The organism is Absicoccus porci (genome assembly GCF_003725415.1).
GTDB classification, from domain to species: Bacteria; Bacillota_I; Bacilli_A; order Erysipelotrichales; family Erysipelotrichaceae; genus Absicoccus; species Absicoccus porci.
This window is the reverse complement of the sequence record NZ_RJQC01000004.1, coordinates 15,605-42,459: the sequence shown is the minus strand read 5'-3', so window position 1 is coordinate 42,459 and position 26,855 is coordinate 15,605. Positions and strand designations below refer to the sequence as shown.

30 protein-coding genes are annotated in these 26,855 nt (G+C 40.3%); 26 read left to right on the top strand and 4 right to left on the bottom strand.

What is annotated here, in order from left to right; translation table 11 throughout:
• The first annotated feature begins 12 nt into the window (after window positions 1–12).
• From EDX97_RS09815 to EDX97_RS09720, 20 genes are all read left to right on the top strand, one after another.
• Window positions 13–720 carry an SGNH/GDSL hydrolase family protein gene (locus tag EDX97_RS09815; protein ID WP_128520989.1) on the top strand — a complete coding sequence of 236 codons (708 nt, stop codon included), beginning with the start codon at window positions 13–15 and terminating at the stop codon, window positions 718–720.
• Between the two features lie 14 nt (window positions 721–734).
• Window positions 735–1,649: a LysR family transcriptional regulator gene (locus tag EDX97_RS09810; RefSeq protein WP_128520988.1), complete on the top strand. Its 915-nt coding sequence runs from the start codon at window positions 735–737 to the stop codon at window positions 1,647–1,649.
• Between the two features lie 113 nt (window positions 1,650–1,762).
• Window positions 1,763–3,043, top strand: a complete 1,281-nt coding sequence (locus tag EDX97_RS09805; RefSeq protein WP_128520987.1) for an O-acetylhomoserine aminocarboxypropyltransferase/cysteine synthase family protein — start codon at window positions 1,763–1,765, stop codon at window positions 3,041–3,043.
• 237 nt (window positions 3,044–3,280) lie between these two features.
• Window positions 3,281–4,273, top strand: a complete 993-nt coding sequence (locus EDX97_RS09800) for a sugar-binding transcriptional regulator (protein WP_128520986.1) — start codon at window positions 3,281–3,283, stop codon at window positions 4,271–4,273.
• Window positions 4,266–4,697: a transcriptional regulator GutM gene (locus tag EDX97_RS09795; protein WP_128520985.1), complete on the top strand. Its 432-nt coding sequence runs from the start codon at window positions 4,266–4,268 to the stop codon at window positions 4,695–4,697. Before EDX97_RS09800 ends, EDX97_RS09795 begins: the two co-directional genes overlap by 8 nt.
• A gap of 58 nt (window positions 4,698–4,755) precedes the next feature.
• Window positions 4,756–5,121, top strand: coding sequence for a PTS glucitol/sorbitol transporter subunit IIA (locus EDX97_RS09790; RefSeq protein WP_128520984.1), 366 nt, complete (start codon window positions 4,756–4,758; stop codon window positions 5,119–5,121).
• Between the two features lie 106 nt (window positions 5,122–5,227).
• Entirely contained in the window at window positions 5,228–6,520 is a 1,293-nt protein-coding gene (locus EDX97_RS09785) for an NAD(P)H-dependent oxidoreductase (protein ID WP_128520983.1), read from the top strand.
• 877 nt (window positions 6,521–7,397) lie between these two features.
• On the top strand, window positions 7,398–7,916 hold the full coding sequence (gene srlA, locus EDX97_RS09780) for a PTS glucitol/sorbitol transporter subunit IIC (protein WP_128520982.1): 519 nt from the start codon (window positions 7,398–7,400) through the stop codon (window positions 7,914–7,916).
• 13 nt (window positions 7,917–7,929) lie between these two features.
• Entirely contained in the window at window positions 7,930–8,946 is a 1,017-nt protein-coding gene (srlE, locus tag EDX97_RS09775) for a PTS glucitol/sorbitol transporter subunit IIB (RefSeq protein WP_128520981.1), read from the top strand.
• 308 nt (window positions 8,947–9,254) lie between these two features.
• Window positions 9,255–9,773 (top strand): PTS glucitol/sorbitol transporter subunit IIC, encoded by a 519-nt coding sequence (gene srlA / locus EDX97_RS12065; RefSeq protein WP_128520980.1) that lies wholly within the window; start codon window positions 9,255–9,257, stop codon window positions 9,771–9,773.
• Window positions 9,774–9,785: 12 nt separating this feature from the next.
• Window positions 9,786–10,802, top strand: a complete 1,017-nt coding sequence (gene srlE, locus EDX97_RS09765) for a PTS glucitol/sorbitol transporter subunit IIB (protein WP_128520979.1) — start codon at window positions 9,786–9,788, stop codon at window positions 10,800–10,802.
• A gap of 48 nt (window positions 10,803–10,850) precedes the next feature.
• A complete protein-coding gene (locus EDX97_RS09760; protein ID WP_245978051.1) occupies window positions 10,851–11,351 on the top strand; it encodes an NAD(+) diphosphatase in 501 nt (166 codons plus the stop codon).
• A 115-nt stretch (window positions 11,352–11,466) separates the two neighbouring features.
• Window positions 11,467–11,997, top strand: coding sequence for an LOG family protein (locus EDX97_RS09755; RefSeq protein ID WP_128520977.1), 531 nt, complete (start codon window positions 11,467–11,469; stop codon window positions 11,995–11,997).
• A 57-nt stretch (window positions 11,998–12,054) separates the two neighbouring features.
• On the top strand, window positions 12,055–13,422 hold the full coding sequence (locus EDX97_RS09750; protein ID WP_128520976.1) for a sodium-dependent transporter: 1,368 nt from the start codon (window positions 12,055–12,057) through the stop codon (window positions 13,420–13,422).
• 101 nt (window positions 13,423–13,523) lie between these two features.
• Window positions 13,524–14,378 carry an SDR family oxidoreductase gene (locus EDX97_RS09745; protein ID WP_221175936.1) on the top strand — a complete coding sequence of 285 codons (855 nt, stop codon included), beginning with the start codon at window positions 13,524–13,526 and terminating at the stop codon, window positions 14,376–14,378.
• A complete protein-coding gene (locus tag EDX97_RS09740) occupies window positions 14,365–15,651 on the top strand; it encodes a dicarboxylate/amino acid:cation symporter (protein WP_128520975.1) in 1,287 nt (428 codons plus the stop codon). Before EDX97_RS09745 ends, EDX97_RS09740 begins: the two co-directional genes overlap by 14 nt.
• A gap of 39 nt (window positions 15,652–15,690) precedes the next feature.
• Entirely contained in the window at window positions 15,691–16,671 is a 981-nt protein-coding gene (locus tag EDX97_RS09735) for a PTS sugar transporter subunit IIB (RefSeq protein ID WP_128520974.1), read from the top strand.
• A gap of 1 nt (window position 16,672) precedes the next feature.
• Window positions 16,673–17,452 carry a PTS mannose/fructose/sorbose transporter subunit IIC gene (locus EDX97_RS09730; RefSeq protein ID WP_128520973.1) on the top strand — a complete coding sequence of 260 codons (780 nt, stop codon included), beginning with the start codon at window positions 16,673–16,675 and terminating at the stop codon, window positions 17,450–17,452.
• A gap of 12 nt (window positions 17,453–17,464) precedes the next feature.
• Window positions 17,465–18,214: a PTS system mannose/fructose/sorbose family transporter subunit IID gene (locus tag EDX97_RS09725; RefSeq protein ID WP_128520972.1), complete on the top strand. Its 750-nt coding sequence runs from the start codon at window positions 17,465–17,467 to the stop codon at window positions 18,212–18,214.
• Window positions 18,211–18,531, top strand: a complete 321-nt coding sequence (locus EDX97_RS09720; RefSeq protein WP_128520971.1) for a DUF956 family protein — start codon at window positions 18,211–18,213, stop codon at window positions 18,529–18,531. The genes EDX97_RS09725 and EDX97_RS09720 overlap by 4 nt, the downstream gene beginning before the upstream one ends.
• Here EDX97_RS09720 and EDX97_RS09715 read toward each other — a convergent pair.
• Together EDX97_RS09715 and tnpA are read right to left on the bottom strand one after the other, a co-directional pair.
• Window positions 18,528–19,442, bottom strand: a complete 915-nt coding sequence (locus EDX97_RS09715) for an alpha/beta fold hydrolase (RefSeq protein ID WP_128520970.1) — start codon at window positions 19,440–19,442, stop codon at window positions 18,528–18,530. The two genes, EDX97_RS09720 and EDX97_RS09715, sit on opposite strands and share 4 nt — an antisense overlap.
• Before the next feature lie 63 nt (window positions 19,443–19,505).
• On the bottom strand, window positions 19,506–19,910 hold the full coding sequence (tnpA, locus tag EDX97_RS09710) for an IS200/IS605 family transposase (RefSeq protein WP_128520969.1): 405 nt from the start codon (window positions 19,908–19,910) through the stop codon (window positions 19,506–19,508).
• An 83-nt stretch (window positions 19,911–19,993) separates the two neighbouring features.
• Between tnpA and EDX97_RS09705 the strand changes: the two genes are divergently transcribed.
• On the top strand, window positions 19,994–21,139 hold the full coding sequence (locus EDX97_RS09705; protein ID WP_245978050.1) for an RNA-guided endonuclease InsQ/TnpB family protein: 1,146 nt from the start codon (window positions 19,994–19,996) through the stop codon (window positions 21,137–21,139).
• A 206-nt stretch (window positions 21,140–21,345) separates the two neighbouring features.
• Window positions 21,346–22,839 carry a glycerol kinase GlpK gene (gene glpK / locus EDX97_RS09700; protein WP_128520968.1) on the top strand — a complete coding sequence of 498 codons (1,494 nt, stop codon included), beginning with the start codon at window positions 21,346–21,348 and terminating at the stop codon, window positions 22,837–22,839.
• A 25-nt stretch (window positions 22,840–22,864) separates the two neighbouring features.
• On the opposite strand, the gene EDX97_RS09695 is transcribed toward glpK, so the two are convergent.
• Window positions 22,865–23,497, bottom strand: a complete 633-nt coding sequence (locus EDX97_RS09695; protein WP_128520967.1) for an SdpI family protein — start codon at window positions 23,495–23,497, stop codon at window positions 22,865–22,867.
• Complete coding sequence (locus tag EDX97_RS09690) at window positions 23,481–23,762, bottom strand: autorepressor SdpR family transcription factor (RefSeq protein ID WP_128520966.1); 282 nt, start codon at window positions 23,760–23,762, stop codon at window positions 23,481–23,483. Before EDX97_RS09690 ends, EDX97_RS09695 begins: the two co-directional genes overlap by 17 nt.
• A gap of 134 nt (window positions 23,763–23,896) precedes the next feature.
• Here EDX97_RS09690 and EDX97_RS09685 point away from each other — a divergent pair, with 134 nt between their 5' ends.
• Genes EDX97_RS09685 through EDX97_RS09670 form a run of 4 tightly spaced genes read left to right on the top strand, consistent with a single transcriptional unit; the run spans window position 23,897 to window position 26,854 of the window.
• The gene (locus tag EDX97_RS09685; RefSeq protein WP_128520965.1) at window positions 23,897–25,066 is read left to right on the top strand and encodes a pyridoxal phosphate-dependent aminotransferase; all 1,170 of its coding nucleotides are present in this window, start codon (window positions 23,897–23,899) and stop codon (window positions 25,064–25,066) included.
• Window positions 25,066–25,482 carry a PTS mannitol transporter subunit IIA gene (locus EDX97_RS09680; RefSeq protein WP_183164339.1) on the top strand — a complete coding sequence of 139 codons (417 nt, stop codon included), beginning with the start codon at window positions 25,066–25,068 and terminating at the stop codon, window positions 25,480–25,482. Before EDX97_RS09685 ends, EDX97_RS09680 begins: the two co-directional genes overlap by 1 nt.
• A gap of 12 nt (window positions 25,483–25,494) precedes the next feature.
• A complete protein-coding gene (locus EDX97_RS09675; RefSeq protein ID WP_128520963.1) occupies window positions 25,495–26,373 on the top strand; it encodes an alpha/beta fold hydrolase in 879 nt (292 codons plus the stop codon).
• Window position 26,374: 1 nt separating this feature from the next.
• Window positions 26,375–26,854, top strand: a complete 480-nt coding sequence (locus tag EDX97_RS09670; RefSeq protein WP_128520962.1) for a GNAT family N-acetyltransferase — start codon at window positions 26,375–26,377, stop codon at window positions 26,852–26,854.
• Window position 26,855 lies beyond the last annotated feature (1 nt).

Sequence of the window (26,855 nt, the reverse complement as noted above, 5' to 3'; positions counted from 1 at the left end):
TATAATAGGTCCATGGTTTTTAAGGAGCGATGGAATCTTTATATATTGATTGGATTGGTATTGGCTTTGGGATTATCGATGGTTTTTTCATCATCCAAACAAGCCAAACCAGCCGGTCTTCAATATATTGAAAAACAAGAAAAATTGCCAACCAAACAACTGGCTCTTCAATTTTCCGAAGAAAAGGAAGGCAATACGACTTCGGAAGATGTCTTTGCCCGCTTTCATGATTATGTCTTTTTAGGGGATTCACGGGTAGTCGGTTTTCAATCGTATGGCTTTTTAGAATCGAGTCGGGTTTTGGCCGATACGGGTGATTCAATCGTAAAGATCGAGGATCATTTGGATGCAATCAAGAAAATGAGTCCAACTTCGGTTTATATTTCCTATGGTTTGAATGATCTAGGAAGAAATTATGCAGGTGGTTATGTAGCCAAAGTGCAAGAAGAGGTAAAAAAGGTCCAAGATGTTGTGCCGCATGCGAAAATCTATATTTGTGCGATTATTCCTGTCAATCAGGCATTGACTCAAAAAGATGCACGTTGGCAACAGATTCCAACCATCAATCGGGATTTAAAGAAAATGTGTAAGAAACAAAAATGGATCTATGTTGCTGATGATACATTGGCGAATGAATCCATTTATGCGCAGGATGGCATGCATTTTCAACCTTCGTTTTATCAAACGTGGGCAGAAACAATCCTGGATACAACAAAATAGGGAAAGGGAATGCTATGACACTTCAACAAATCTATTATATGATCGTGACGGCAGAAGTGGGTTCGATGAATAAGGCAGCGGAAAAGTTATTTATTTCGCAGCCCACTTTGACCAGTGCCATCAAAGAATTGGAATCCGAATTGGGCATTACCATTTTTGAACGAACCAATCGCGGTGTTCTTTTGACCGATGAAGGCAATGATTTTTTGATGAGTGCACGACAAATCTATCAACAATATGAATTATTAAAAGAAAAATATGGACCCCAAGGTTCCATCAAACATAAATTTTCGGTATCTTGTCAACATTATTCATTTGCCGTCAAAGCCTTTGTGGAAACGGTCAAACAATTTGATACGTTGAAATATGAATTTCGTATCAAAGAATGTCAAACCATGGAAGTTATCAAAGATGTGGGCAACTCCAAAAGTGAGATTGGCATTTTATATATGAGTGACTACAATCGCAAATACATTCAACGACTTATGGATGAAAATGGCTTGGGATTTGAACCCATCATTACGTGTGATGCGTATGTTTATTTGTATAAAGATCATCCGTTAGCGAAGGAAAAAAGCATTCGTTTAAATCAGTTGCAGGATTATCCATATTTATCGTTTGATCAAGGGGATGATGGGGCCTTTTATTTAGCGGAAGAAATCTTATCCGAAAATGAATATGCTCGTCAGATCAAATTGAATGATCGTGCTACGGCTTTGAATTTAATGATTGGTTTAAATGGGTATATGTTGTGTAGTGGTATCATATCCGAAGAGTTAAATGGTGATGACTATGTGGTCATTCCGTATGAGGCCGATGATGATAACCCCAATAGTTCGATGACAATCGGCTATATCTATAAGCGACATAGTGTCTTATCACCCATTGCGAAAACGTATGTAGAGGAGCTTTCGGATTATTTTAAATAGGTATAAAAACTATTTATCACAAATATTATTTTTACCAATTATACAAATAACGAAAGATGGCATATTGTATGACCATACAAACAAAGAATAAACATTCTAGGAGGAAATACAATATGTCAGAACAAAAATATCATTTCGAAACTTTAGCTTTACATGTCGGACAAGAAGAAGCCGATCCGGCTACGGATTCCCGTCAAGTTCCAATTTATTTGACTTCATCCTATGTATTTAAAAACTCACAACATGCTGCCGATCGTTTTGGTTTGGCCGATCCAGGAAATATCTATGGTCGATTGACCAATTCTACTCAAGATGTATTTGAAAAACGAATTGCAGCTTTAGAGGGTGGTAGTGCTGCCATTGCGACTGCTTCGGGTGCAGCAGCGGTCACTTATGCGATTCAAGCCTTGGCAAAGGCTGGTGAAAATATCGTTGCAGCCAAAACCATTTATGGAGGTACCTATAACTTATTGGCACACACATTGCCTCTATATGGAATTACAGCTAAATTTGCAGATCCTTATGATTTAAATGAAGTCGAAGCGGAAATTGATGAAAACACCAAAGGATTGTGGATCGAAACTCTAGGAAATCCATTAGGAAATATCGTAGATATTGAAGCATGGGCCAAGGTAGCTCATAAACATCATATTCCATTGGTTGTAGATAATACATTTGCGACACCTTATTTGGTTCGTCCGTTTGAATATGGTGCAGATATCGTCGTGCACAGTGCAACAAAGTTCATTGGTGGTCATGGTGCTACTCTAGGTGGTGTCGTGGTTGAAAGCGGTAAATATGAATGGGATCAAACGGATGCGTATCCATGGTTGACCGAACCAAATCCTTCGTATCATGGCATTCGTTTCTATGAAGCAACGAAACCAGCAGCTTTTGTAACATATATTCGTGCTATCTTATTACGTGATGAGGGAGCTACACTTTCGCCAGTGAATGCATGGGCTTTCATTCAAGGCTTGGAAACATTATCGTTGCGCGTGGAGCGTCATGTGGAAAATGCATTAAAGGTCGTGAAATATTTGAATGCACATCCACAAGTGGAAGCGGTTCATCATCCTTCTATTGAAGAACCCGAATTGTATAAGAAATATTTCCCAAATGGTGGTGGTTCTATCTTTACTTTTGAAGTAAAGGGTGATGCACAAACGGCTCGTAATTGGATCGATCATTTGCCAATCTTCTCGCTATTGGCCAATGTAGCCGATGTGAAATCGTTGGTCATTCATCCTGCGAGTACAACGCATTCACAATTGACGGAAGCCGAAGCGGCTGATCAGGGTATTTATCCAAATACAATTCGTTTATCCATTGGTACAGAACATATCGATGATATCTTAGCAGCTTTGGATACAGCATTTAAAGCCATTGCGTAAGTTTAGGGGTCTTGTTCAAAAACAAGGCCTTTTTTTATTGGATGGTTGAGAAAAATGAGGTAGAATGAGGGTATTAGAGAGAAGGAGTGTAAGATTTATCTTGCACTCTTTTTTTCTAAATTGAACATTTGTATAAGTTAAAATTCTAACAATATTATTTATACATATGTTCAAAATATAATCTATTGACTACAAAAAGTATCGTGTTAATATAAAACCATAAAGGAAAACGGTTACATGAAGAAAATTGTAGATGATCCTCGTCTGATATATAAATGTTGTTACTTATATTATAAGGATGGCTTCTCTCAAGTGGAGATCTGTGATCAATTGGGTATTTCTCGTGCTACGGTTTCACGTTTATTGAAAGCTGGTCGAGAAAGAAATATTGTTCGCATTGAATTGGATAATCCGGACAGTGTCATGTATGGAGAGCTAGAACGAAAGTTAGAAGCTGTCTTCGATTTAAAAGAAATCGTAATAGTCGATGAACTGGAAATTGGCAATCGATATGAGCACTTACAAAAAGTATATGAAGAGGCGATTTCATATTTTGCCCGTACGTTTCAGGATCAAGAATATATTGGTGTTTCGATGGGTCATACGTTGTATGATCTTGCCAATGTCAATATTTCGGTGGAGTCAGTTGATTGTACGTTTGTTCCTGTAGTTGGTGGTGTTGGTATCAAGCAATTGGGTACACAAAACTATCATTCTAATGAAATTGCGAGTTCGTTTGCGAAAAAATTCGGGGGTAGTGCTGTACAATTTTTTGCACCCGCTATTTTCCGTAATATTGATGTCATGGATGGCTTGAAGAAAGAAAAGCCAGTGGAGGAGGTTACTTCTTTATTTCCTCTGTTGCATGCAGTGATCATGGGTGTTGGCTCGACGGAGGCTTCACATTCTACATTGGTTGATTCGGGGTATATAACGCCGGAACAGTATGCCCATTATAAAGAATTAGGTGCTGTCGGCGATGTGATGCTTCGTTTCTTTGATGAAAATGGCAATGAAGGTCCATTTAAAGAGTTTAATGATCGTGTCATGGCAATCAGTGAAGAGTGTTTAGCACAGGTCGATACACGAATTGCGATTGCGGTGGGTGAAGAAAAAGCCAAAGCAATCTTAGGTGCATTACGAGGAAAACGGATCAATGTTTTGATTACCGATATTAGTTGTGTCAATAAGATGCTGTCGATTATGGAGGAAGAAAAAATCAATGTCTAGAGATTTAATGATTTTGTTTGCGATTGCGATGGCTTTAATGGTCATGCAGATGATTGGTGGTTTTTTACAGATTCGTCGTTATCGGAATGCGGTAAGTCGTGTACATAAATTAGGAAATGTTGGTATGGGACAAAAGCGTGGTTGGTTTTTTAATAGCTATGTTGTCATCATTGCCTGTGATTCGAAACATATCATTACAGGGGGTGAAGCGATGACAGGCTCAACCATTTTTGCACAGTTTCATCCAATTACAGAATTATTAGGAAAGCCAATGATCGGGCGTTCTATCGATGACTATTTATTAGAATTTCGGGAAATGCCAGATCGTAAACAAAAATTCTATCGAGGCTATATTAATGCGTTAGAGGCATTGGAGATGCGCTTTGAAAGAGAAGAGCATCCAGAAACGATAGAAGAGGACTAAGGTTTTAAAATGTTTTTGGCCGAACATTTTATGTATAAAATTTGGAAGGAGGAACAAAATGAAATTCCAAGTTAAAATTACCGGTTGGGGAAACGATGCCCTAGAGTTTTTGAATCCAGTATGTAACTTCATTATTATGTTTAATGAAGATGCACCACCTGAATTAGCTGACATTAGTATTCTACACACAAAATGTGAATTAAAAGAGGATCCAGCTCCAGGTGATACCATGACGATTTGTGGAAAAAAATACAAAGTCACGGCTGTTGGATGGGAAGCCATCAATACGTTACGTGATTTAGGACATTGTACCGTTGCTTTTAATGGTAAGACTGAAGTTGACCGTCCAGGTATGATGGAACTAGAAGGTCCAGAATTCACTGCAGAAGACTTAAAAGTCGGTGGTGAAATTACAATTGAATAAGCATTGAAAAAAAGTATACATTCACTATTGACAAGCAAATGTATTAGAATTAATATAACATTATAAAAAGTCGAGTGGATATACATAAAGGAGGAAAAGTTAAGTTATGTATAACATGAACAGAAAATTGGCTCAATTAGAAGCCGAAGGAAAACCTATCCAAGTTGGTGTTGTTGGTGCCGGACAAATGGGACGTGGAATGGTCACTGAATTGGTTATGATCAAAGGTGAACGCCCAACAATTTGTGCCGATATTAATATTGATTTAGCTGTCCATGCATTTGAATATGGTGGAGTTAAACCAGAGGACATCGTTAAAACAACCGATGTTGAAGAAGCAAGCAAAGCAATTAAAGAAGGAAAATATGTTGCAACCAATGATTCTTCATTAGTAACAAAAACACCTGAAATTGATGTTGTTGTTGATGTTACAGGTGTTCCTGATGTTGGTGCTCGTATTGCCTTGGATGCGATTGCAGCAAAGAAACATATCATCATGATGAACGTTGAATCTGACGTTGTTATCGGACCATACTTAAATAAATTAGCGCAAGAAGCTGGTGTTGTTTACACAGGTACAAACGGTGACGAACCAGGTGCCGTTATGGAATTGTATGATTTCGCAACAGCTATTGGTTTGAATGTCGAAGTTATCGGTAAAGGTAAGAACAACCGTCTAGATCGTGCTTGCAACCCAGATACTGTATTAGAAGAAGCTACACGTCGTAAGATGAGTCCAAGAATGTTATGTGCATTCAAAGATGGTACAAAGACAATGGTTGAAATGACAGCTATGTCAAACGCAACGGGATTGGTTCCTGATGTTATCGGTGGTCATGGTATCGCTTGTGATGTTAAGGGATTGAATGATATGTATCGTTTGAAAGAAGACGATGGTATCTTGAATAAACATGGTGTTGTTGAATACGTTCGTGGTATCGCACCAGGTGTATTCGTAACTGTATCAACAGATAATGAGGAAATCTCTTATCAGATGCAATATCATAGCATGGGTCCAGGACCATTATGGACATTGTATCGTCCATATCACTTATGTAACTTGGAAACTCCATTAACAATTGGTCGTGCCGTTATCTACCATGAAGGCGTAATCGTACCAAAGGGTGGATTGGTATCTGAAGTTATCACAGTAGCTAAGAAAGACATGAAAGCTGGAGAACATTTGGATGGTATCGGTGGATACACTACATATGGTTCTATTGATACACACGAACATGCTAAAGAAGCTGGATTCGTTCCATTTGGATTGATCAACAAGAATGCTGTATTGAAGAAGGATGTTAAGAAGGGTCAATTATTGACTTACGATGATGTTGAAATCGATACAAATACATTGATCTATCAAATCCGTCAAAAACAAGACGAAATCTTCGGATAAATCATATATTGTCTTAGACTGTTGACAAAATACAAAGTCAACAGTCTTTTTTATAGACCAGGCTTGCACACATCTTGGAGACCAAAGTGATGCGCAAGATAACCATTCACGAGTATCGAAGAGACATTGTAGAGCTATTTCTTTTTTAGGGATAAGCTCTATTTTTTTTATGTATTTTGAGTGGATGTTTTTCTGAAATAAAAATGGGAGATAGAACAGTAAGATATGGCCAAACGCACATAAAAACTAAGCAACGTATGTATCCACTTTTTTAAAATTACGATCGCATATAAGGAAAGAATAAAAAAATAAATGAATGGGCTATATTCAATTCGATTTCATAGGATAGGAATCATAGAGCGGATGAATAGAAACGTAAATCTCTGTAGTCATGTTTACTCCCATAGAAGGTAGAAAGATACATTATCTAGTATTGGACTTCTATGTTTTTGTATACAAAATAAGAACAGATTAAATCCACATTTTGGTAGCATTTGAAAGCAAATTCTATGCTTTGAACAGTTTATACAACCCGTAGATATCTATCAGAGGATCTGCCTATTTTTTGATGATATATTGGAAAATCGAAAGGAAGTCATGTCACACATCTGATCAAAAAAATGATAACGCTTACATTGAAAAAAGCTTTATGTATCGAATAAATGACATATGAAATAATATTGAACAATCGTATTAATAAAATTTCAAAAAAGTGAACTTATACATAATTTCAATATAAAGATATTGACTACATAAAGATGAAATAGTATCAATATACATGTACATGAAACCGATTTCAATCGATTTCGCCTGTATGGTCAACATGTACAGGCATAAAGTGCAAGGCCAAAAGTTTTAGAAAAAAGGAGAGAAATTTATGAATACGATTGCTAGTGTAGCCCAGGGATTTATTGGGCTGTTTACAGCTGGTGGTCAAACCTTTACGGGTTGGGTCACTGGTATCATTCCACAAGTTGTTTGTTTGCTTACTTTCATGAACTCGATCATTAAATTGGTTGGTGATGAAAAGGTAGAAAGATTTGCGAAAAAGTTAACAGGAAATGCGATTCTACGTTATACCTTGTTCCCATTGATTGCCGATATGTTCTTAGGAAACCCAATGTGTTATTCATTTGGACGCTTTGTCGATGAAGAATATAAACCAGCATTTTATGATTCAGCTGTTTCGTTTTTACACCCTATCACAGGTTTATTCCCACATGCCAATGCCGGTGAATTGTTTGTATTCATGGGTATTGCCGAAGGTGTCAAGAAAGTCGCTGGTAACTATTCGGATTTAGCGGTACGTTATTTTATCGTTGGTCTAATTGTTATCTTCATTCGTGGTTTCTTAACGGAAAAGATCTACTTCCGTTTAGCAGGCATTAAGAAATAGGGGGAAACGAATCATGGCATATAAGAATATCAAGATCACAAAAGGTTCTGCTGGATTTGGTGGACCATTGATCATTGAACCCAATGAACATAAAAATAAAGTATTGTGTGTCACAGGACAACAAATCAGTCCTGTCGCAAAGAAAATTGCTGAAATGACCGGTTGTGAATTGGTGGATGGTTTCAAAACAACCGTTCCCGATGATGAAGTAGCCGTTGCGGTTGTCAACTGTGGTGGTACTGCTCGTTGTGGTGTCTATCCAAAGAAACGCATCATGACCGTCAATGTAGAACCCGTTGGTGCTGTAGGTCCATTAGCGATGTATATCACACCAGATATCTATGTATCCGATGTCAAGGAAAGCAATCTTTCTTATACCGATGAAACGAATGCTTCGACAGCTAAGACAGCCGAAGAAGAATTGGCAGCGGCTGATGGTCCAAAGACCAAAGAACAAGCCAAAGCAGAAATTGCAGCCGCACAGGAGGAAAACAAACCAGGTGTCATCACGCGTATTGGTATTGGTGTAGGACATGTAGTCAACAAGTTCTTCGCCGCTGGTCGTGATTCGATCGATATGATCATTCGTAATGTATTGCCATTCATGGCATTTACATCGACTTTATTGGGTATCATTTCCGCCAGTGGATTGGGAAATGTCATTGCGCATACGATCAGTCCAATGTGTTCCACATTGCCAGGATTGTTGGTTATCTCTATTGTTTGTGGTATTCCATTCTTATCGCCAATCTTGGGTCCAGGAGCCGTCATTGCTCAGACCGTTGGTGTATTGCTAGGACAACAATTTGCGCAAAGAGCGATCCCGCTTCAATATGCATTGCCAGCTTTGTTTGCGATTGATGCGCAGGTTGGATGTGACTTCATTCCTGTTGGTTTGTCATTGGGAGAAGCTGAACCAGAAACGATCGAATATGGTGTACCTGCTGTATTGTATTCACGATTGATCACCGGTCCAATTGCGGTAATCATCGCGTTCATCTTCAGTATTGGTATGTATCCAGGTCTATAAGATGTGCAAGAGGTCAAATGACCTCTTTTTTTATAGAAACAATCAAAAATGTGAAGAATAATCACGTATGTCGCATAAAAGTGAACAAATGCGTAAATGAAAAAGATGGATTTTTTAACTTATACATATGTACAATGAATATCATTTGACTGCTAGCGATAATGTGGTACGATTGAAATATAAATTGAAAGCGCTTACTAAAACCGCTTTCATAGTGTAGATTGCTTGATAGGGTATCTACATATATAGAATGTCGGCCAACATTTTATTACTACACAATTCATAAGATGAGAAGAGGAGAGAATATTATGAATGCGATTGCTAGTGTAGCCCAGGGCTTCATTGGGCTATTTACAGCTGGTGGTACAACCTTCACAGGTTGGGTCACTGGTATCATTCCACAAGTTGTTTGTTTGCTTACATTTATGAACTCGATCATTAAATTGGTCGGTGAAGAGAAAGTTGAACGCTTCGCAAGAAAGTTGACAAGTATTGCCATCTTGCGTTACACCTTGTTCCCATTGATTGCGGATATGTTCTTAGGAAATCCAATGGCCTATTCGTTTGGACGTTTCCTGGATGAAAAATATAAACCATCTTTCTATGATTCAGCTGTTTCCTTCTGCCATCCTATCACAGGTTTATTCCCACATGCCAATGCCGGTGAATTGTTTGTATTCATGGGTATTGCTGAAGGTGTCAAGAAAGTTGCTGGCAGTTATTCCGATTTAGCAGTCCGCTATTTCATCGTTGGTCTGATCGTGATTGGTATTCGTGGTATCGTAACGGAAAAGATCTACTTCCGTTTAGCAGGCATTAAGAAATAGGGGGAACGAATTATGGCATATAAGAATATCAAGATCACAAAAGGTTCTGCTGGATTTGGTGGACCATTGATCATCGAACCCAATAAACATAAAAATAAAGTATTGTGTGTCACAGGACAACAAATCAGTCCAGTTGCACAAAAAATTGCTGAAATGACCGGTTGTGAATTGGTGGATGGTTTCAAAACAACCGTTCCCGATGATGAAGTAGCCGTTGCGGTTGTCAACTGTGGTGGTACTGCTCGTTGTGGTGTCTATCCAAAGAAACGCATCATGACCGTCAATGTAGAACCCGTTGGTGCTGTAGGTCCATTAGCGATGTATATCACACCAGATATCTATGTATCCGATGTCAAGGAAAGCAATCTTTCTTATACCAATGAAACGAATGCTTCGACAGCTAAGACAGCCGAAGAAGAATTGGCAGCGGCTGATGGTCCAAAGACCAAAGAACAAGCCAAAGCAGAAATTGCAGCCGCGCAGGAAGAAAACAAACCAGGTGTCATCACGCGTATTGGTATTGGTGTAGGACATGTAGTCAACAAGTTCTTCGCCGCTGGTCGTGATTCGATCGATATGATCATTCGTAATGTATTGCCATTCATGGCATTTACATCGACTTTATTGGGTATCATTTCCGCCAGTGGATTGGGAAATGTCATTGCGCATACGATCAGTCCAATGTGTTCCACATTGCCAGGATTGTTGGTTATCTCTATTGTTTGTGGTATTCCATTCTTATCGCCAATCTTGGGTCCAGGAGCCGTCATTGCTCAGACCGTTGGTGTATTGCTAGGACAACAATTTGCGCAAAGAGCGATTCCACTTCAATATGCATTGCCAGCTTTGTTTGCGATTGATGCGCAGGTTGGATGTGACTTCATTCCTGTTGGTTTGTCATTGGGAGAAGCCGAACCAGAAACGATCGAATATGGTGTACCTGCAGTATTGTATTCACGATTGATCACCGGTCCAATTGCGGTAATCATCGCGTTCATCTTCAGTATTGGTATGTATCCAGGTCTATAAGATGTGCAAGAGGTCAAATGACCTCTTTTTTTGTGGTAATATATGAGTATGAGTCAAGAAATGAAATATTGTATGGAATGTGGGACCAAATTAGAAATACGTCCACTCAAAGATGAAGGGTTGGTTCCTTATTGTCCACATTGTAAAATGTATCGTTTTCCAATATTTAATGTAGCTGTATCGATGATCGTTACAAATGAGAAAGAAGATCAAATCTTATTGATCAAACAATACGGTAGAAATACTTATATTTTAGTGGCTGGATATGTGAATAAAGGAGAAGATGCAGAACAGGCTGTCGTGCGTGAAGTCAAAGAGGAAATGAATTTAGATGTTCATCACGTTCGTTTCAATCATTCGCATTATTTCGCAAAATCGAATACGTTGATGTTGAATTTTACAGCTATTGTGGATGGTCATGTTCGACCCAATTGGGAGATTGATTCCTATCATTGGTTTTCACGGGAAGAGGCACGAAAAAATATTCGCCCCAATTCATTAGCGGAAGCTTTTTTAGTGGGTTATTTAGATGGAGCCTATCATTTCTAGATTGCTTGACTTAGCCAATGTTACAAGTGGCAGATGGTATATGAATCTATGAATAGGTGTAGATCTTTAAAAGTGAAGATCTAGATGTTCAAATACAGTGGAAGGAGTTGCGTTTATGAATATTGCCGTCTATTTAGGATCCAATATGGGAAAGGATCCAACCATAAAACAAATGACTGAGGAAGTAGGAAAGTGGTTGGCTGAAAATAATCATACATTGGTATATGGTGGTGCGAAAAATGGCTTAATGGGTGTCGTTGCGGATAGTGTATTATCCAATGGTGGGCATGCCATTGGTGTGATTCCTCAATTTTTAGAGCTAAAAGAGCAAGCGCATGCAGATCTGGATGAACTGCATATTGTGGATACCATGGCTCAACGAAAAACAATGATGATTGAATTAGCTGATGCTTTTATCACGATGCCAGGGGGACCGGGCACCTTAGAAGAGGTGTCGGAAATTATTTCCAAAATTCGTTTACATCAATTAGTGGGTCCATGTGTATTGTTCGATTTGCATCATTACTATGATCCATTAAAAGCCCAAATCAACAACATGATCGAATATGGATATGTAGATACATCCATTTACGATTCTATTTTCTTTCTATCTACGATCGACGAATTAAATGAAATTATTAAATAAATACGATTGAATATGTTATACTTATACTTTGGAAAGAAAAAGGAGAATTTATAACATATGGAAGATAATTCGAATCGAAGTAGTTTTTCAAATCGTTTGGGATTTGTGATGGCTGCTGCCGGTTCTGCTGTCGGATTGGGAAATATTTGGCGATTTCCTTATCTAGCTGCAAAATATGGCGGTGGCATTTTTTTGTTGGTGTATCTTGTTTTAGTTGCTACCTTTGGTTATACCATGATCATGTCCGAAACCGCTTTAGGACGCATGACAAAAAAGAGTCCAGTAGGTGCTTTTGCTTACTTTGGGGATCGTTTTTCATTGCGTTTTGGCGGATGGATCAATGCCATCATTCCAATGCTGATCGTACCCTATTATAGTGTAATTGGTGGCTGGGTCTGTAAATATTTATTTGCTTATATGCAAGGACATGTTAAACAATTGGCATCGGATACCTATTTTACCAGTTTTATACAAAATGGTATTTCCGTAGAACTTTTCTTTTTATTGTTTATTTTTTTGACATTGCTGATCATTTATATGGGCGTACAAAATGGAATCGAAAAAGTATCTAAGATCATGATGCCTATATTGGTTGTGTTGGCTTTTATCATTGCTGGTTATTCTGTGACGCGTCCTGGTGCCATGGCTGGTGTAAAATACTTTTTAATACCGAATTTTAAAGATTTCTCATGGATGACTGTCGTGACGGCTTTGGGGCAAATGTTTTATTCCTTGTCCATAGCGATGGGCATTTTGATCACATTTGGATCATATATGAAAAAGGATGTAGATATTGAAAAAAGTACATCGCAAGTCGAGATTTTTGATACGTTGATTGCCATCTTGGCTGGTTTAATGATCATTCCAGCAGTATTTGCTTTTAGTGGTGGGGATGCGGCCAGTCTTGGTAAGGGTCCTTCCTTGATGTTTATCACTTTGCCCAAGGTATTTGCCTCTATGGGGATGGGAACCTTTGCCGGTATCTTGTTTTTCTTGTTGGTTTTATTGGCAGCTTTGACTTCATCGATTGCATTGGCAGAAAGTGCAGTCTCCACATTTGAGGACGAATTGGGATGGAATCGTAAGAAAAGTACGCTATTGATGGCCGCAATCATGATTGTATTGGGAACCTTGTCTTCTCTAGGATTTGGACCACTCTCTTCGATTCATATTTTAGGCATGGACTTTTTGGATTTCTTTGATTTCTTAACAAATTCTGTCATGATGCCAGTTGCCGCGATTGCGATTTGTCTTTTGATCTTGAAAAATGTGACCATTGAGAAGATGATAGCAGAAGTGAAAAGTACATCTAAATTCAAACGCAAGAAAATTTATGTATTTATCTTAAAATATCTAGCCATCCCTTTTGTGGCCATTATCTTAATTAGTTCGGTCTTGGATGTTTTTGGCATTATTCACATGTAGTGTAGGATTTCCTACACTATTTTTTTTAATTCTACTTAGGAATTGAGTTTGGCTTTCTAATTTTATGGTAAAATACTACCAATGACGAAGAGGAGAGAATCATGATCAATCAAACAAGTATATGGATCACAGGCGCCGAAGGCCGATTGGGTCAAGCTTTGTGTAAAGAGTATGCCAACAATACGGATTTTCGATTGGTGACTAGCGATACTGATGTGCCAGTCGAAGATCTAGATGAAGTCTTGCGCTTTGCGAATGTGGCAAAGCCAGATGTCATCATCAATTGTGCAGGTTTGACGGATACTGTCAAATGTGAAGAGGATCCCGATATGGCTTATACTGTCAATGCTTTGGGAGCACGAAATTTAGCTATTGCAGCGCGTCGATTGGATGTGAAATTGATTCAGTTATCAACCGATGATGTATTTGGTGGACAAGGGACTCATGCATTGAACGAATTTGATATTCCTACACCTACTACCATTTATGGAAAAAGCAAGTATGCTGGAGAAAAATTGGTTGAATCGTTGACAGATAAACATGTCATTGTTCGTAGTTCTTGGAACTATGGTGTAGCCAGCAAAGATTTTGTCGATAGGATATTAGATCTTGCAAAAGCAAGACAATCCGTAGAATTGCCATTTGATGCGTTTTCAACACCTACATCGGCCAATGCTCTGGCTGGGTTTGTTGAAAAATTAGTTGTATCCGATGAATATGGCATTTTTCATGCCAGTTGTGAAGGTGGTTGTTCTCGTGCTGATTGGGCTCGAGAAATTTTGCGCACTTGTGGCTATGCAGATATTGCGGTGCATACCCAAGTCGGTGAGACGCAGCAACCACGTTTTACCTTACTAGATAACATGATGATGCGCATTACGGGTGTGTACGCAATGCCAGAATGGAAAATGGAATTGCACACCTATTTGAAGGAGAACGGATATGTCAAGGAATAAGGGAAAGAAAAAATTGGGCTTGACCACAATGATCTTTATTGCCTTGATTTGTGGGGCAATTGTAGGTGCAGTCATTAATAATTGGTTCATGGATATTGCGATAATAAAGAATGTAATGGTAGAAGGCATATTTTATGTGATTGGCCAAGGTTTCATTTCTTTGATGAAGATGTTGGTCGTACCACTGGTTTTCTTTTCAATCATCTGTGGTGCTGCTGCCATTGGGGATACAAAGACATTGGGTAATGTCGGCATTCGTACAATTTGTTTTTATTTGGCAACAACTATGATTGCTGTGGCCGTTGCTTTGGGAATTGCGAAATTGATCAATCCCGGAATTGGGTTGGATATGAGTGCGGTTGAAAATGTCAAAACAACTTTGAATGGTGCTTCAACAAAAACAGATATGACGTTGACAGAGACCATCTTAAATATCATTCCAACCAATCCGGTGGCCTCTTTGGCCAATGGGGAAATGTTGCAAATCATTGTATTTGCGCTATTAGTAGGAGTAATCCTGGCAAAATTAAAGGAAAAAGCGCAATTGGTAACTAATTTTTGTACGCAATGTAATGACATCATGATGGAAATGACCATGATGATCATGAAGATTGCACCGATTGGTGTCTTCTGTTTAATTGCACGAACATTTAGTGAATTGGGGTTCACGGCGATGGTCCCTATGTTCAAATATATGATCACGGTTGTATGTGGACTGGGTATACAGTGTTTTGTTGTGTACATGGTGTTCCTAAAAGTGTTTACTGGCTTGAATCCATTTAAATTTGCGAAGAAATTTTTTCCTGTCCAGGCTTTTGCTTTTAGTACCGCCACGTCCAATGCTACGATTCCACTAAATATTGATACCTTGGAAGAGAAAATGGGGGTTTCTCGCAAAATCTCGAGTTTTACGATTCCTCTAGGTGCTACCATCAATATGGATGGTACATCCATCATGCAAGGTGTAGCCGTGGTTTTTGTTGCTCAAGCCTTTGGAATACATTTGACACCGGCGGATTATGCCACCGTCATCGTAACAGCTACCTTAGCTTCCGTTGGAACAGCTGGCGTACCAAGTGTTGGTTTGATCACATTGGCAATGGTCTTTGATTCGGTTGGTTTACCCGTATCCGGTATTGGCTTGATCATGGGAATTGATCGTATCTTGGATATGTTACGAACCGCCGTCAATATTACAGGAGATGCTGTCTGTACGACTATTGTGGCCAAACAAAATGGGGCATTAGATACCACCGTTTTTAATAAGGAATAGAGCCCTAAATCAGGGCTTTTTTAGGGAAAGAGGAGAGATATGGTAGGAATATTAATTGCGAGCCATGGTGATTTTGCGAAAGGAATCAAAATGTCCGCCGAAATGATTTTTGGACAACAAGACAATGTAGCTGCTGTGACGCTGCAACCAACTGAAGGACCAGATGATATTCGCAAAAAAATGGAAGTTGCGATTGCCACATTTGAGGATCCCGAACAAGTATTGATCTTATGTGATCTGTTCGGTGGTACACCATTTAATCAGGCCAATGGCTTGATTCATGGTCACGAAGATACATGGGCGATTTTGACCGGTATGAATCTTCCTATGTTGATTGAGGCTTTGGCGTCCCGTTTTTCGATTGAGACTGCCCATGCCATTGCGACACATGTGATCACTACAGCTAAAGAAGGGGTGCAAGCGCGTCCTGCATCTTTACAACCAAAAGAAACCCAAGCCGTTGTTGAAACCTCCAAACCAACAGGTCCCATTCCAGAAGGGACTGTTTTGGGCGATGGACACATTCACTTCGTCTTGGCTCGTATTGATTCTCGTTTGTTGCATGGTCAAGTCGCAACGGGCTGGACAAAGACCACAAAGCCCAACCGAATCATCGTGGCTAGTGATACAGTTGCCCATGATGCCTTGCGCAAACAAATAATCATGGAGGCAGCCCCTCCTGGTGTCCCTGCCAATGTGGTGCCTTTATATAAGTTGGTAGAAGTATCCAAAGACCCTCGTTTTGGTCTGACGCAAGCCTTGGTCTTATTTGAAAATCCACAAGATGCGTTACAGGTCATTGCCTCTGGTGTGGATATCAAAACGTTGAACATTGGTTCGATGGCACATAAAGAAGGAAAGTGTGCGGTAAATCAAGCCATTTCTTTAGATAGGGAGGATGTCCGTACCTTTGAAAAATTAAAAGCTTTGGGTGTGCAATTTGATGTGCGAAAAGTACCATCGGATCCACCTGGAAATATGGATGCGTTAATCGCCCAAGCACGAAAGGAGTTGGCATAAGATGACATGGATATGGATCATATTAATTGCGTTTTTAGCTGGTGTAGAAGGTATATTGGATGAATTTCAATTTCATCAACCGTTAATTGCTTGTACGCTCATTGGGTTGGCTACGAATCAATTACCAGTCTGTTTGGTCTTAGGTGGAACCTTACAAATGATGGCTTTGGGATGGGCTAATATTGGTGCAAGCGTAGCGCCAGATGCTGCCTTGGCTTCGATTGCCAGTTCGATATTATTGGTAAAAAGTGGTTTTGGCATGGATGGCGTAGCCATTGCGATTGCTTGTTCCATTCCCTTGGCTGTAGCGGGGTTATTTTTGACCATGTTGATTCGTACGCTAGCCGTTGGCATGGTTCATCGTATGGATGAAGCCGCCAATCAGGCTGATTTTCATGCGATTGATCGCATCCAACGCATGGCTTTGGGACTCCAAGGATTGCGTGTAGTGATTCCTGCCATTTTGTTGTGGGCTATCCCGAATGAAGCTGTGTATGTATTTATGCAAAGTATGCCCACATGGTTAGTCATGGGATTGGATATTGGTTGTAGTTTGGTGATTGCGGTGGGATATGCCTTGGTCATCAATATGATCGCAACCAAAGACGCATGGCCATTCTTTGCTTTAGGTTTTGTATTCGCAATGATCCAACAATTTACGCTTTTAGCTCTTTTTGCGATTGGCTTTTCCCTTGCTTTTCTGACGATTCATTTTCTTTCTTCGAAACAAACGACATCTTCCAATGATCCATTGGGGGATATTTTGGATGACTATGAATAGGAGGATCTGACCATGTTAGATAAGAAGACACGAAAAAAAGTCATGTGGCGTTCGACTTTCTTACAAGGTTCGTGGAATTACGAACGCATGCAAAATGGAGGATGGGCCTATGCGATGGTTCCTGCTTTAAAGAAGTTATATGCTAAAAAAGAAGATCAAGTAGATGCTTTGCACCGCAACTTAGAATTCTTTAATACCCATCCCTATGTGGTTTCACCAATATTGGGTGTGGCTTTGGCTCAAGAGGAACAACGCGCGCAAGGAAAAGACGTATCCCAAGATGTAAAAGTGGGAATGATGGGGCCTTTAGCTGGTGTGGCTGATCCGGTATTTTGGTTTACGGCTCGTCCCTTGCTTGGTGCGTTGGGTGCATCCTTAGCCATGGAAGGAAGTATTTTAGGGCCTATCTTATTTTTTGTGGGTTGGAATTTCATGCGAATTGGTTTCATGTGGAAAACACAAGAAGTGGGATATGAAAAAGGCGAACAGATCAGTGAAAATATGTCGGGTGGTCTTCTTCAAAAAGCAACACGTACAGCCAGTATCGTAGGTATGTTTGTGATGGGGGCTTTGGTACAACGATATGTACAGATTGAAATACCGGTGATCCAAGATACATTGAATGGTTTGGTGCCAGGTCTTTTAGGTCTGGGCATGACCTTTATTTGTATGAAGGCCTTGAAGAAAAATGTGTCGTTGATCGTACTCATTTTGGCGATGTTTATCATTGGTGTAGCCGGATACTGCATTGGTTTACTATGATCCAATCATTCAATAGCCAAGTGGATCTGCGCATAGATGGTGAAAGATTTGGAGGATGGATCCAATATGGTCAAATTTTGATTGGCAATCATGCCTTTGAATTTTATAACGAACGGAATGTACAAGATTATGTGCAAATTCCTTGGCAACACATACGATATGTCAAAGTGTATCTTCTTTATCAACATATTTTGCGTTTTACGATTGAAACAGCGACTCAAAATTTTATGTTTACGACCAAAGATAATAAAGAAGCGTTACGTTGGATTCGTTCTTACATTGGCGCCAATCGTATGGGCATAGGAAAAGGAGGCTAATAAGCCTCCTGCATCCAAGCAATCAAATCATCATAGACTTGTTTGTAGTTGAGTTCATTCAAAATTTCATGGCGATCATTTTCGTAGAGTTTGCACTCTACGTTTTTTATTTGGGCATCGACAAACAGATGATAGACTTTTTGTACACCTTTTCCAAAGTCTCCCACGGGATCATCAGCACCGGATGCGAATAAGACCGGTAAGTCTTTTGGAATCTGATCGATGTGGGTATCGGCATCTTGTATGCCTTTAAACATTTCATCAAACGCATTGGTCGTAAATTGGAAATTATCAAGTGGTTCATGGACATAGGTATCCACAATCTGTGTATCTTTGGTCAGCCAATCCGAAGGGGTCCTAGCGGGTTCAAAATGTTTATTATTGGATCCCAATGTCATTTTCGTCAAGAGGGGACTTCGATACATCCAACCTTTTTGATCTGCAATCTTTTCACATAAGAAACGAGCCATCTTTAAAGATGTCTGACTTTGATAGCCTGTACCCATGAGGATCACACCCGATAGATCAGCACCATAGCGGGTGATATATTGTCGAGCTAAGAACGATCCCATGCTGTGGCCTAATAGAAAATAAGGAACATTTGGATACATCTTATGTATTTTTTCATAGAGGGTGTGCAGATCGGTAATCACATGTTCATTTCCATTTTCGCCAAAATAACCCAAACGGGCCTTGCCAGTTATACTTTGGCCATGGCCTAGATGATCATTGCCACAAACCAAAATGCCTTGTTTGGCACAATAAGTACCAAAACGATCGTATCGATCGATAAATTCGACCATGCCATGGGCAATTTGCAGGATGGCTTGAACCTTACCATCGGGCATCCACATCTCGGCATGGATCATTGTGACTCCATCACTGGATGGATAAGAAAGATTTGTTTTCATAAAATCATTTAGCGGCGGAAACCCACTTGCTTCATCAGGTGGGAGGAGCCGCTTTCTCCTTTCTTAGCCTTGTTCGGCTATATACTTTTCAATGGTTGCCGATGATACTTCTCCAACACTACAGGCAAAGTATCCATCTGACCAGAAAATGTGTTTCTTCCAGTATTGTTTAGTTAATATATTTCTGTAGCGTATCCAGAGCCATCGTGTTGTTCTCTGTTTGATGATGCTGATGATGTCGCAGAAGCGTTCTGTGGCATCGTATTCCAGCAATATGTGAAGGTGGTCTTTGTCTGTCTCCATAGCGATAATTGTCCAGTCGTTTTGATCTGCAAGATAGCTTATGGCACGTTTCACAAAGTCATCGATACCATCCTGCAACAACGCTTTCCTATACTTTGTCTCAAGTACGACATGCACTTTAAGATTGTATTTGCGTCTATTCCTGCGATTGTAGCGATTTTGCATAAATTTTGTTCCTCCCGTTGTGTATTCACTAAATCTATGCTATACAGATATATAGTGAAACACAATGAAGGGAGATGTTACTGATGCAAATCACTACTATTGCAAAGATTCAGGTCCAAGCCACACCCGAACAGCGTGAGATGTTGAATGCTACCATGAGCACGTATCGCAGTGCGTGCAACTTTGTGTCAAATTACATCTTCCAGACGCATGATTTAAAGCAGTTTTCACTTAATAAGGCATTGTATTATGATCTCCGTAAGCGCTATGGCTTAAAATCCCAGATGGCACAATCCGTTTTTAAGACGGTCATTGCAAGATACAAAACCATCTTAGAAAACCAACATGAATGGATTAAGCCAAACTTCTCCAAGCCTCAATACGACCTTGTATGGAATAGAGACTATTCTCTTACACAGAACTTGTTCTCTGTAAATACACTTAGCGGTCGTGTGAAGTTGCCATACTATTCTGACGGCATGGAAAAATACTTTGACCACGACACCTACTCTTTTGGCACCGCCAAATTTGTGAAAAAACATGGCAAGTATTTTCTGCATATCCCAGTTACCAGAGATATCCTTGAAGCCTTGGATTGTGACGTTTGTAATGTAGTCGGCGTTGACAGGGGCATCAACTTTGTTGTTGCAACCTATGACAGCAAGCATAAGTCTGATTTTGTTAGCGGCAAGGCTATTAAGCAAAAGCGTGCCAAGTACAAACAGCTTCGCAAGGAACTTCAGCAAAGACAGACCCCTTCTGCAAGACGAAGGCTCAAAGCTATCGGTCAGCGAGAAAACCGTTGGATGCAGGATGTAAACCATCAGGTATCGAAGGCACTCGTTGAATCCAACCCGAAGCATACGCTCTTTGTCTTGGAAGACTTGTCTGGGATCCGTTCCGTTACCGAAAGGGTGCGTCGTAAGGATCGTTATGTATCTGTGTCCTGGTCGTTTTACGATTTGGAGCAGAAGCTAAAGTACAAGGCGGCTCTCAACGAGAGTTCGGTAATCACTGTTGATCCTCGTTATACGAGCCAGACCTGTCCTGTTTGCGGACACACGGAAAAGTCCAACCGTGACAAGAAGAGACATGTCTTTTGCTGTAAGTCTTGCGGTTATACATCCAATGATGACCGTATCGGAGCAATGAATCTGTATCGCATGGGAATCAGCTATCTTGCAAAGGATAGTCAAGTACCGGATACAGTATCACCTCAGCATGTCTGAGATGATAAGGGTGCAGTCAATCACCCTGCGATGTAACCCCACTATCTGAGTAATCGGATAAGCCAAAGGTAGGAGTCGTAAGACGATAGCACTACTGGGGAGTTACAAGCCCACTCACTTTAGTGGGTGGGTAGTTGACGTATTCACCTCATATCCCTATTCTATCACGAAAGTGCTATAATGTAAGCGGTTGTAAGGAGAGTTTTATGGAAAAATATGTAATGGCATTGGATGCAGGTACGACTTCCAATCGATGCATTCTATTCAATAAGAAAGGAAAAATTTGTTCGGTCGCCCAACGGGAATTTCCTCAATATTATCCTCGTCCCGGATGGGTGGAGCATGATGCCAATCAAATTTGGGCCACGCAAATCAGTGTAGCGGTCGAAGCCATGCAAAAGATCAATGCGGAAGCTTCCCAAATTGTCTCGATTGGCATCACCAATCAAAGAGAAACGACCTTGGTTTGGGATAAGGAAACGGGGGAACCCATTTATCATGCCATTGTTTGGCAATGTCGTCGAACAGCTGAATATTGTGACTCTCTAAAAGCCCAAGGTCTTTTGGAGATGATTCGTGAAAAAACGGGGTTATTGATTGATCCGTATTTTTCGGGTACAAAATTGAAATGGATCTTAGACCATGTATCGGATGCGCGCCAAAAAGCCGAAGCCGGTCAACTTTTATTCGGAACGGTGGAAACGTGGCTAATCTGGAAATTGACCAAAGGCCGTGTGCATGTGACCGATTATTCCAATGCTTCCCGTACAATGATGTTCAATATTCATACTTTGAAATGGGATACCGATCTCTTAAAGCTATTGGATATACCGGAACAAATGTTGCCAACGCCAAAACCTTCCAGTTGTATCTATGGATACACGGATGCTTCGTTTTTAGGGGCACAAATTCCGATTGCCGGTGCCGCAGGAGACCAACAATGTGCTTTGTTTGGACAAGCTTGTTTTGATATTGGTGATGTGAAAAATACCTACGGAACGGGTGGTTTTTTATTGATGAATACGGGAAACCATCCTGTTGTAAGCCAAAATGGTTTGGTTACAACCATTGCGTGGGGATTGCATGATGAAATCACCTATGCGTTGGAAGGATCCATTTTTGTGGCTGGAGCAGCCATTCAATGGCTTCGCGATGAAATGCGGTTGATTGAATCCAGTGTGGATAGTGAATACTATGCCAAAAAAGTACATGATACCAATGGTTGTTATGTGGTACCCGCCTTTACTGGGTTGGGTGCACCATATTGGGATCCTTATGCGCGTGGTATGATCATTGGCCTGACGCGGGGTGTAAATAAGAACCATATCATTCGGGCTACGTTGGAATCCATGGCCTATCAGGTTAATGATGTCATTCGGGCTATGGAAGCCGATGCAAATGTGTCTTTGGGACAATTAAAAGTGGATGGGGGCGCTTGCGCCAATAATCTATTATGTCAAATGCAGACTGATATCTGTCGAGCACCCGTTTTGCGTCCAAAATGTGTTGAAACAACAGCAATGGGGGCTGCTTATTTAGCAGGTTTAGCGACTGGATATTGGCAAGATCAAGAAGAAATACGTGCCAATTGGCAATTGGATAAATTATTCACACCGGTCATGACTTTAGATCAGTCCAAGAAACAAATTGCGGGTTGGAAAAAAGCGGTTGCTCGTTGTCGAAATTGGGCAAAAGAATAAGGTTCCGTCTTTGAGCGGAACCTTTTTAATGGGTATAGAGCCAATACGAATAGACACAAGGAATGATTATGGTGAGAATCAATACAGCAAATAGGAAATAGAAGGAATGAAAATGGAGTAGTGCACTTATCAAAATCACGATTCCACCCATGACCCATACAAAACCGGCCAAGCGATGGGTCCGATTCCAGTTTTCTTCATTATCCAAGGTCCATGGAAGCTTGATCCCAATGGTATAGTTTTGTTTTGTCTTGGGTAGATAATTTCCTAGGATAAGCAACAAAAGGCCAATGAGGATTTCCGAGCTGATCTCGATTGGGATGGAATAGCCCAAGTTATAGGCATATACCGATAAACCGGTGATCAAGGAAATGATGGGAATGATCCAAAGGATGAGCGTAAAGATCTTGGAACTGATATTTTGTTTCCGGGGATCAGCAAAGGTGATGAAAATACAAAACCATTGGATGCCCAATAAGAAAAGCGGTAGAAAGAAAATCGCAAAGGGTTTGGAACTGTAGCCATTAGCCATACCATGGATATCAAAATGGGTGGCCATAGGATCGGGTAGTTGATTCCATGCATAGAGGCCGATACCTAAGGGAAGTAAAGTCAGCAAGCTAGTCAGGATCAGGGTCCGTTTATTTGTTTTGAGCATGTGTACCTCCTTCTAAATTTGCAATCCAAAGGAAAAGCTCTTCCAAGACGGATGTGTTCAATTGATAATAGATAAAATTTTTTTCGTGGGATTCAAAAATCAGATCGGCTTGTTTCAATATTTTCAAATGATAGGAAACAGTTGCCGGAGTCAGTTCAAAACGAGAACTGATATCCCCTGCACGCATGGGTCCGTGTTTCAACAATTCTAAAATTTTTCTTCGGACCGGATCAGCGAGGGCTTTGAATGTGTTTGTTTTCAACATATCTACATATATTATCGTTACTTAAAGAATGGTTGTCAATATCTATTTAGATAAATATCTAAATAGATGATTGTACCAAAGATAGAGATATCGATGTATCTGCGTTATAATAAGAACCAATGGGGAGATGTAGTATGTACAAAGCGAAAAAAATGAATGAATTCGGTACGTCGATCTTTACCGAATTGAAGATCATGAAACAAGAATATACCGAAAAAACCGGGAAAGATACGATTGATTTTTCGATTGGGTCACCGAATATTCCACCAGTGGATTCTATCGTTGAAGAGATGGTGACGCAAATCCAACGACCCGCCAATTTTAAATATGCGATCAGTGAATTACCAGAGATGTTGACCACGGTGCAAAAGTGGTATCACAATCGATATGGCGTTGATCTCGATACGGATCAAATCATTTGTACATCGGGTTCGCAAGAAGCGTTGAGTACGATTTGTCTGGCATTATGTGATCCAGGGGATTTGGTCTTGGTGCCCGATCCTTGTTATCCAATCTTTCAAGATGGACCTAAAATTGCCTCTTGCAAGGTATCTTATATGCCCTTAAAAGCCGAAAATGACTTTGTGTTGGATCTGAAAGATATCGATCCCGAGGTGGCCAAACAAGCAAAACTATTGATCATTTCGTATCCGAATAATCCAACTTGTGCGATTGCACCGGATTCTTTTTATGAAGAATTGATCGATTTTGCGAAACAATATGATCTGATGGTCATCCATGATAATGCCTATAGTGAATTGGTCTTCGATGGCAAAGTTGGAAAAAGTTTCTTATCGTTCGATGGGGCCATGGATGTGGGCATTGAATTGAATTCCTTATCGAAGACCTTCGGTTTAGCAGGCGCTCGTCTTGGCTTTGTTGTTGGTAATAAAGAAATGGTCAGTTTGTATCGGAAATTAAAATCCAATATGGATTATGGTGTTTTCTTGCCGGTCCAATATGCCGGTATCGAAGCCTTAGATCACTGTCAAGAGGCCATCCAAGCAACGCGACAAGCTTATGAAGATCGACGCAATGCGTTGGTGAAATATTTTGGTCAAGCTGGTTGGACCATTCCTGCCTCAGCAGGCACCATGTTTGCGTGGGCTCCGATTCCGGATGTGTATGCAGATTCCAATGCGTTTGTGAAAGATCTTTTAAAGAAGACCGGTATTGTGGTGACACCTGGTCAATCATTTGGTGCTCAAGGCATGCGCTATGTGCGTTTGGCTTTGGTCGAAGATATCAATCGCATTCAAGAAGCAGGAAAACGCTTGGCAGTTTCAGGAATTTGGAGGCAATGATGGAAGAACTATTAAAAGAAAATATATCAATAGAAACGGAACCCAAATCAAAAACGGTCATCATCCAGGAATTAGGAAATCGGTTATGTCAAAGTGGCTATACCGATCAAGCATATACAGATGCTATGTTGGCAACCGAAAAGATGTATGAAACTGTCGTTGGTTTTGGCTTGGCCATTCCGCATGGACAGTCAGATACCGTTCATCATTCTGGAATGGCTATCATGGCGTTTCCACAGGGAACTATCTGGGATGATCAAATCGTAAAGATGGTCATTGCCTTAGCAGCCAAAGAGAGAGATCATTTGCGTATGTTGACTGATATTGCCATAGTTTGTTCCGGTCAAGAAGAGGTCAATCAGTTGGCTTGCAGCTCGATCGATACGATCGCACAAGCATTTACGGCAAAAGAATGATATCATAAGCGTATGAAAGCGTATCCAAGTTGGCAAGCTTTTCAAGATCATTTGCCTCTACGGAATCGAATGACTTCGGATATCCATTGCCAAGAAGAGTATATTTATTATCATGATGTCCATATGCATGTGGATATTTACCAACCCCGCTACTTTAAAGGAACGATCATTATCCTCCATGGCTTGATTGCGAATGGCCGGATGTTGTCTTTTTTAGCGATACCTTTTTATCGCCTGGGATATCGGGTGATTTGTCCGGATCTACCTTTTTTTGGTCAGTCCAATGTCAAACAAGCGACTTATGAAGACTGGTTGGCTTGTTGTCAAAAATTGATCGAACAGACAGAAATTGAAAATACCTTTTTGATGGGATTGGGTTTGTCCGGCATGTTGGCGTATCAATTGGGGGCACTTTGTCCGCAAATTCGAGGTGTCATCGTGACCCATTTGTTAGATCTCAATGATAAAAATGTAGGGAACGATGTTTGGACCGATCCGGTTTTTGAAAAGCATGCACGCTTGTTGCGACGACATGCTTTGAAGATCAAACGCGTAATTGATACGAGCACGATATCCAACAATCCCACGGTTTGTCAGTTGCTGAGTGAAGATGAACAATCCGCAGGCGCAAGAGTCACGCATGAATTCTTACATACCTTGGCTCATCCTACATTGTGTCCACCCGAAGAATATCGAGTGCCAATCCTATTGGCACAGCCAGAAAGGGATCAATGGATCGATTTGGCGGATTCCATGTCTTTTTTTGAGCGGATTGGTGCCGATAAATATCGAGTTCTTTTAGAAGGCGCTGGCCATTTGCCCATCGAGGTCATTGGTTTGAATCAACTTCAAAAGATGGTTGTCTTATTTATTCGAAAGTATAGGTTATAAAATGGAAATACGAAAATTTAAAAAAGCAGATACAAAAGCAGTCGTAGACATATGGAATGAAGTCGTCAAACAAGGCGTGGCCTTTCCCCAAAAAGATCTCTTGGATGAAAAAGAGGGCTATACTTTCTTTTCATCGCAAAGCTATACCGGTGTAGCCGTTGATGATGGCCAAATTGTCGGTATGTATATTTTGCATCCGAATAATGTTGGGCGGTGTGGTCATATTTGTAACGCATCGTATGCGGTCAAGACAGATCAGCGAGGAAAACATATTGGGAAGCAATTGGTCCAAGATTGTATGCACCAAGCCAAGCGACTGGGCTTTCGCATTTTACAGTTCAATGCTGTTGTTGCTACAAATGCGGCTGCATTGCATCTCTATCAGGAATTAGGCTTTGTTCAATTGGGTACGATACCAAATGGGTTTGCATTGGATGATGGGACCTATGAAGACATCATCGTCCACTATAAAACGTTATAGA

Excerpts from the sequence above, each read along its gene's own strand:
- glpK (WP_128520968.1), top strand. The coding sequence starts at position 21,346 with ATGGAAAAATATGTAATGGCATTGGATGCAGGTACGACTTCCAATCGA.
- srlE (WP_128520979.1), top strand. The coding sequence starts at position 9,786 with ATGGCATATAAGAATATCAAGATCACAAAAGGTTCTGCTGGATTTGGT.
- EDX97_RS09800 (WP_128520986.1), top strand. The coding sequence starts at position 3,281 with ATGAAGAAAATTGTAGATGATCCTCGTCTGATATATAAATGTTGTTAC.
- EDX97_RS09735 (WP_128520974.1), top strand. The coding sequence starts at position 15,691 with ATGGTAGGAATATTAATTGCGAGCCATGGTGATTTTGCGAAAGGAATC.
- EDX97_RS09720 (WP_128520971.1), top strand. The coding sequence starts at position 18,211 with ATGATCCAATCATTCAATAGCCAAGTGGATCTGCGCATAGATGGTGAA.
- EDX97_RS09785 (WP_128520983.1), top strand. The coding sequence starts at position 5,228 with ATGTATAACATGAACAGAAAATTGGCTCAATTAGAAGCCGAAGGAAAA.
- EDX97_RS09715 (WP_128520970.1), bottom strand. The coding sequence starts at position 19,442 with ATGAAAACAAATCTTTCTTATCCATCCAGTGATGGAGTCACAATGATC.
- EDX97_RS09725 (WP_128520972.1), top strand. The coding sequence starts at position 17,465 with ATGTTAGATAAGAAGACACGAAAAAAAGTCATGTGGCGTTCGACTTTC.
- EDX97_RS09670 (WP_128520962.1), top strand. The coding sequence starts at position 26,375 with ATGGAAATACGAAAATTTAAAAAAGCAGATACAAAAGCAGTCGTAGAC.
- EDX97_RS09730 (WP_128520973.1), top strand. The coding sequence starts at position 16,673 with ATGACATGGATATGGATCATATTAATTGCGTTTTTAGCTGGTGTAGAA.
- EDX97_RS09675 (WP_128520963.1), top strand. The coding sequence starts at position 25,495 with ATGAAAGCGTATCCAAGTTGGCAAGCTTTTCAAGATCATTTGCCTCTA.
- tnpA (WP_128520969.1), bottom strand. The coding sequence starts at position 19,910 with ATGCAAAATCGCTACAATCGCAGGAATAGACGCAAATACAATCTTAAA.
- EDX97_RS09705 (WP_245978050.1), top strand. The coding sequence starts at position 19,994 with ATGCAAATCACTACTATTGCAAAGATTCAGGTCCAAGCCACACCCGAA.
- EDX97_RS09810 (WP_128520988.1), top strand. The coding sequence starts at position 735 with ATGACACTTCAACAAATCTATTATATGATCGTGACGGCAGAAGTGGGT.
- EDX97_RS09680 (WP_183164339.1), top strand. The coding sequence starts at position 25,066 with ATGGAAGAACTATTAAAAGAAAATATATCAATAGAAACGGAACCCAAA.
- EDX97_RS09805 (WP_128520987.1), top strand. The coding sequence starts at position 1,763 with ATGTCAGAACAAAAATATCATTTCGAAACTTTAGCTTTACATGTCGGA.
- EDX97_RS09755 (WP_128520977.1), top strand. The coding sequence starts at position 11,467 with ATGAATATTGCCGTCTATTTAGGATCCAATATGGGAAAGGATCCAACC.
- srlA (WP_128520982.1), top strand. The coding sequence starts at position 7,398 with ATGAATACGATTGCTAGTGTAGCCCAGGGATTTATTGGGCTGTTTACA.
- EDX97_RS09695 (WP_128520967.1), bottom strand. The coding sequence starts at position 23,497 with ATGCTCAAAACAAATAAACGGACCCTGATCCTGACTAGCTTGCTGACT.
- EDX97_RS09740 (WP_128520975.1), top strand. The coding sequence starts at position 14,365 with ATGTCAAGGAATAAGGGAAAGAAAAAATTGGGCTTGACCACAATGATC.
- srlE (WP_128520981.1), top strand. The coding sequence starts at position 7,930 with ATGGCATATAAGAATATCAAGATCACAAAAGGTTCTGCTGGATTTGGT.
- EDX97_RS09790 (WP_128520984.1), top strand. The coding sequence starts at position 4,756 with ATGAAATTCCAAGTTAAAATTACCGGTTGGGGAAACGATGCCCTAGAG.
- EDX97_RS09760 (WP_245978051.1), top strand. The coding sequence starts at position 10,851 with ATGAGTCAAGAAATGAAATATTGTATGGAATGTGGGACCAAATTAGAA.
- EDX97_RS09815 (WP_128520989.1), top strand. The coding sequence starts at position 13 with ATGGTTTTTAAGGAGCGATGGAATCTTTATATATTGATTGGATTGGTA.
- srlA (WP_128520980.1), top strand. The coding sequence starts at position 9,255 with ATGAATGCGATTGCTAGTGTAGCCCAGGGCTTCATTGGGCTATTTACA.
- EDX97_RS09795 (WP_128520985.1), top strand. The coding sequence starts at position 4,266 with ATGTCTAGAGATTTAATGATTTTGTTTGCGATTGCGATGGCTTTAATG.
- EDX97_RS09745 (WP_221175936.1), top strand. The coding sequence starts at position 13,524 with ATGATCAATCAAACAAGTATATGGATCACAGGCGCCGAAGGCCGATTG.
- EDX97_RS09685 (WP_128520965.1), top strand. The coding sequence starts at position 23,897 with ATGTACAAAGCGAAAAAAATGAATGAATTCGGTACGTCGATCTTTACC.
- EDX97_RS09750 (WP_128520976.1), top strand. The coding sequence starts at position 12,055 with ATGGAAGATAATTCGAATCGAAGTAGTTTTTCAAATCGTTTGGGATTT.
- EDX97_RS09690 (WP_128520966.1), bottom strand. The coding sequence starts at position 23,762 with ATGTTGAAAACAAACACATTCAAAGCCCTCGCTGATCCGGTCCGAAGA.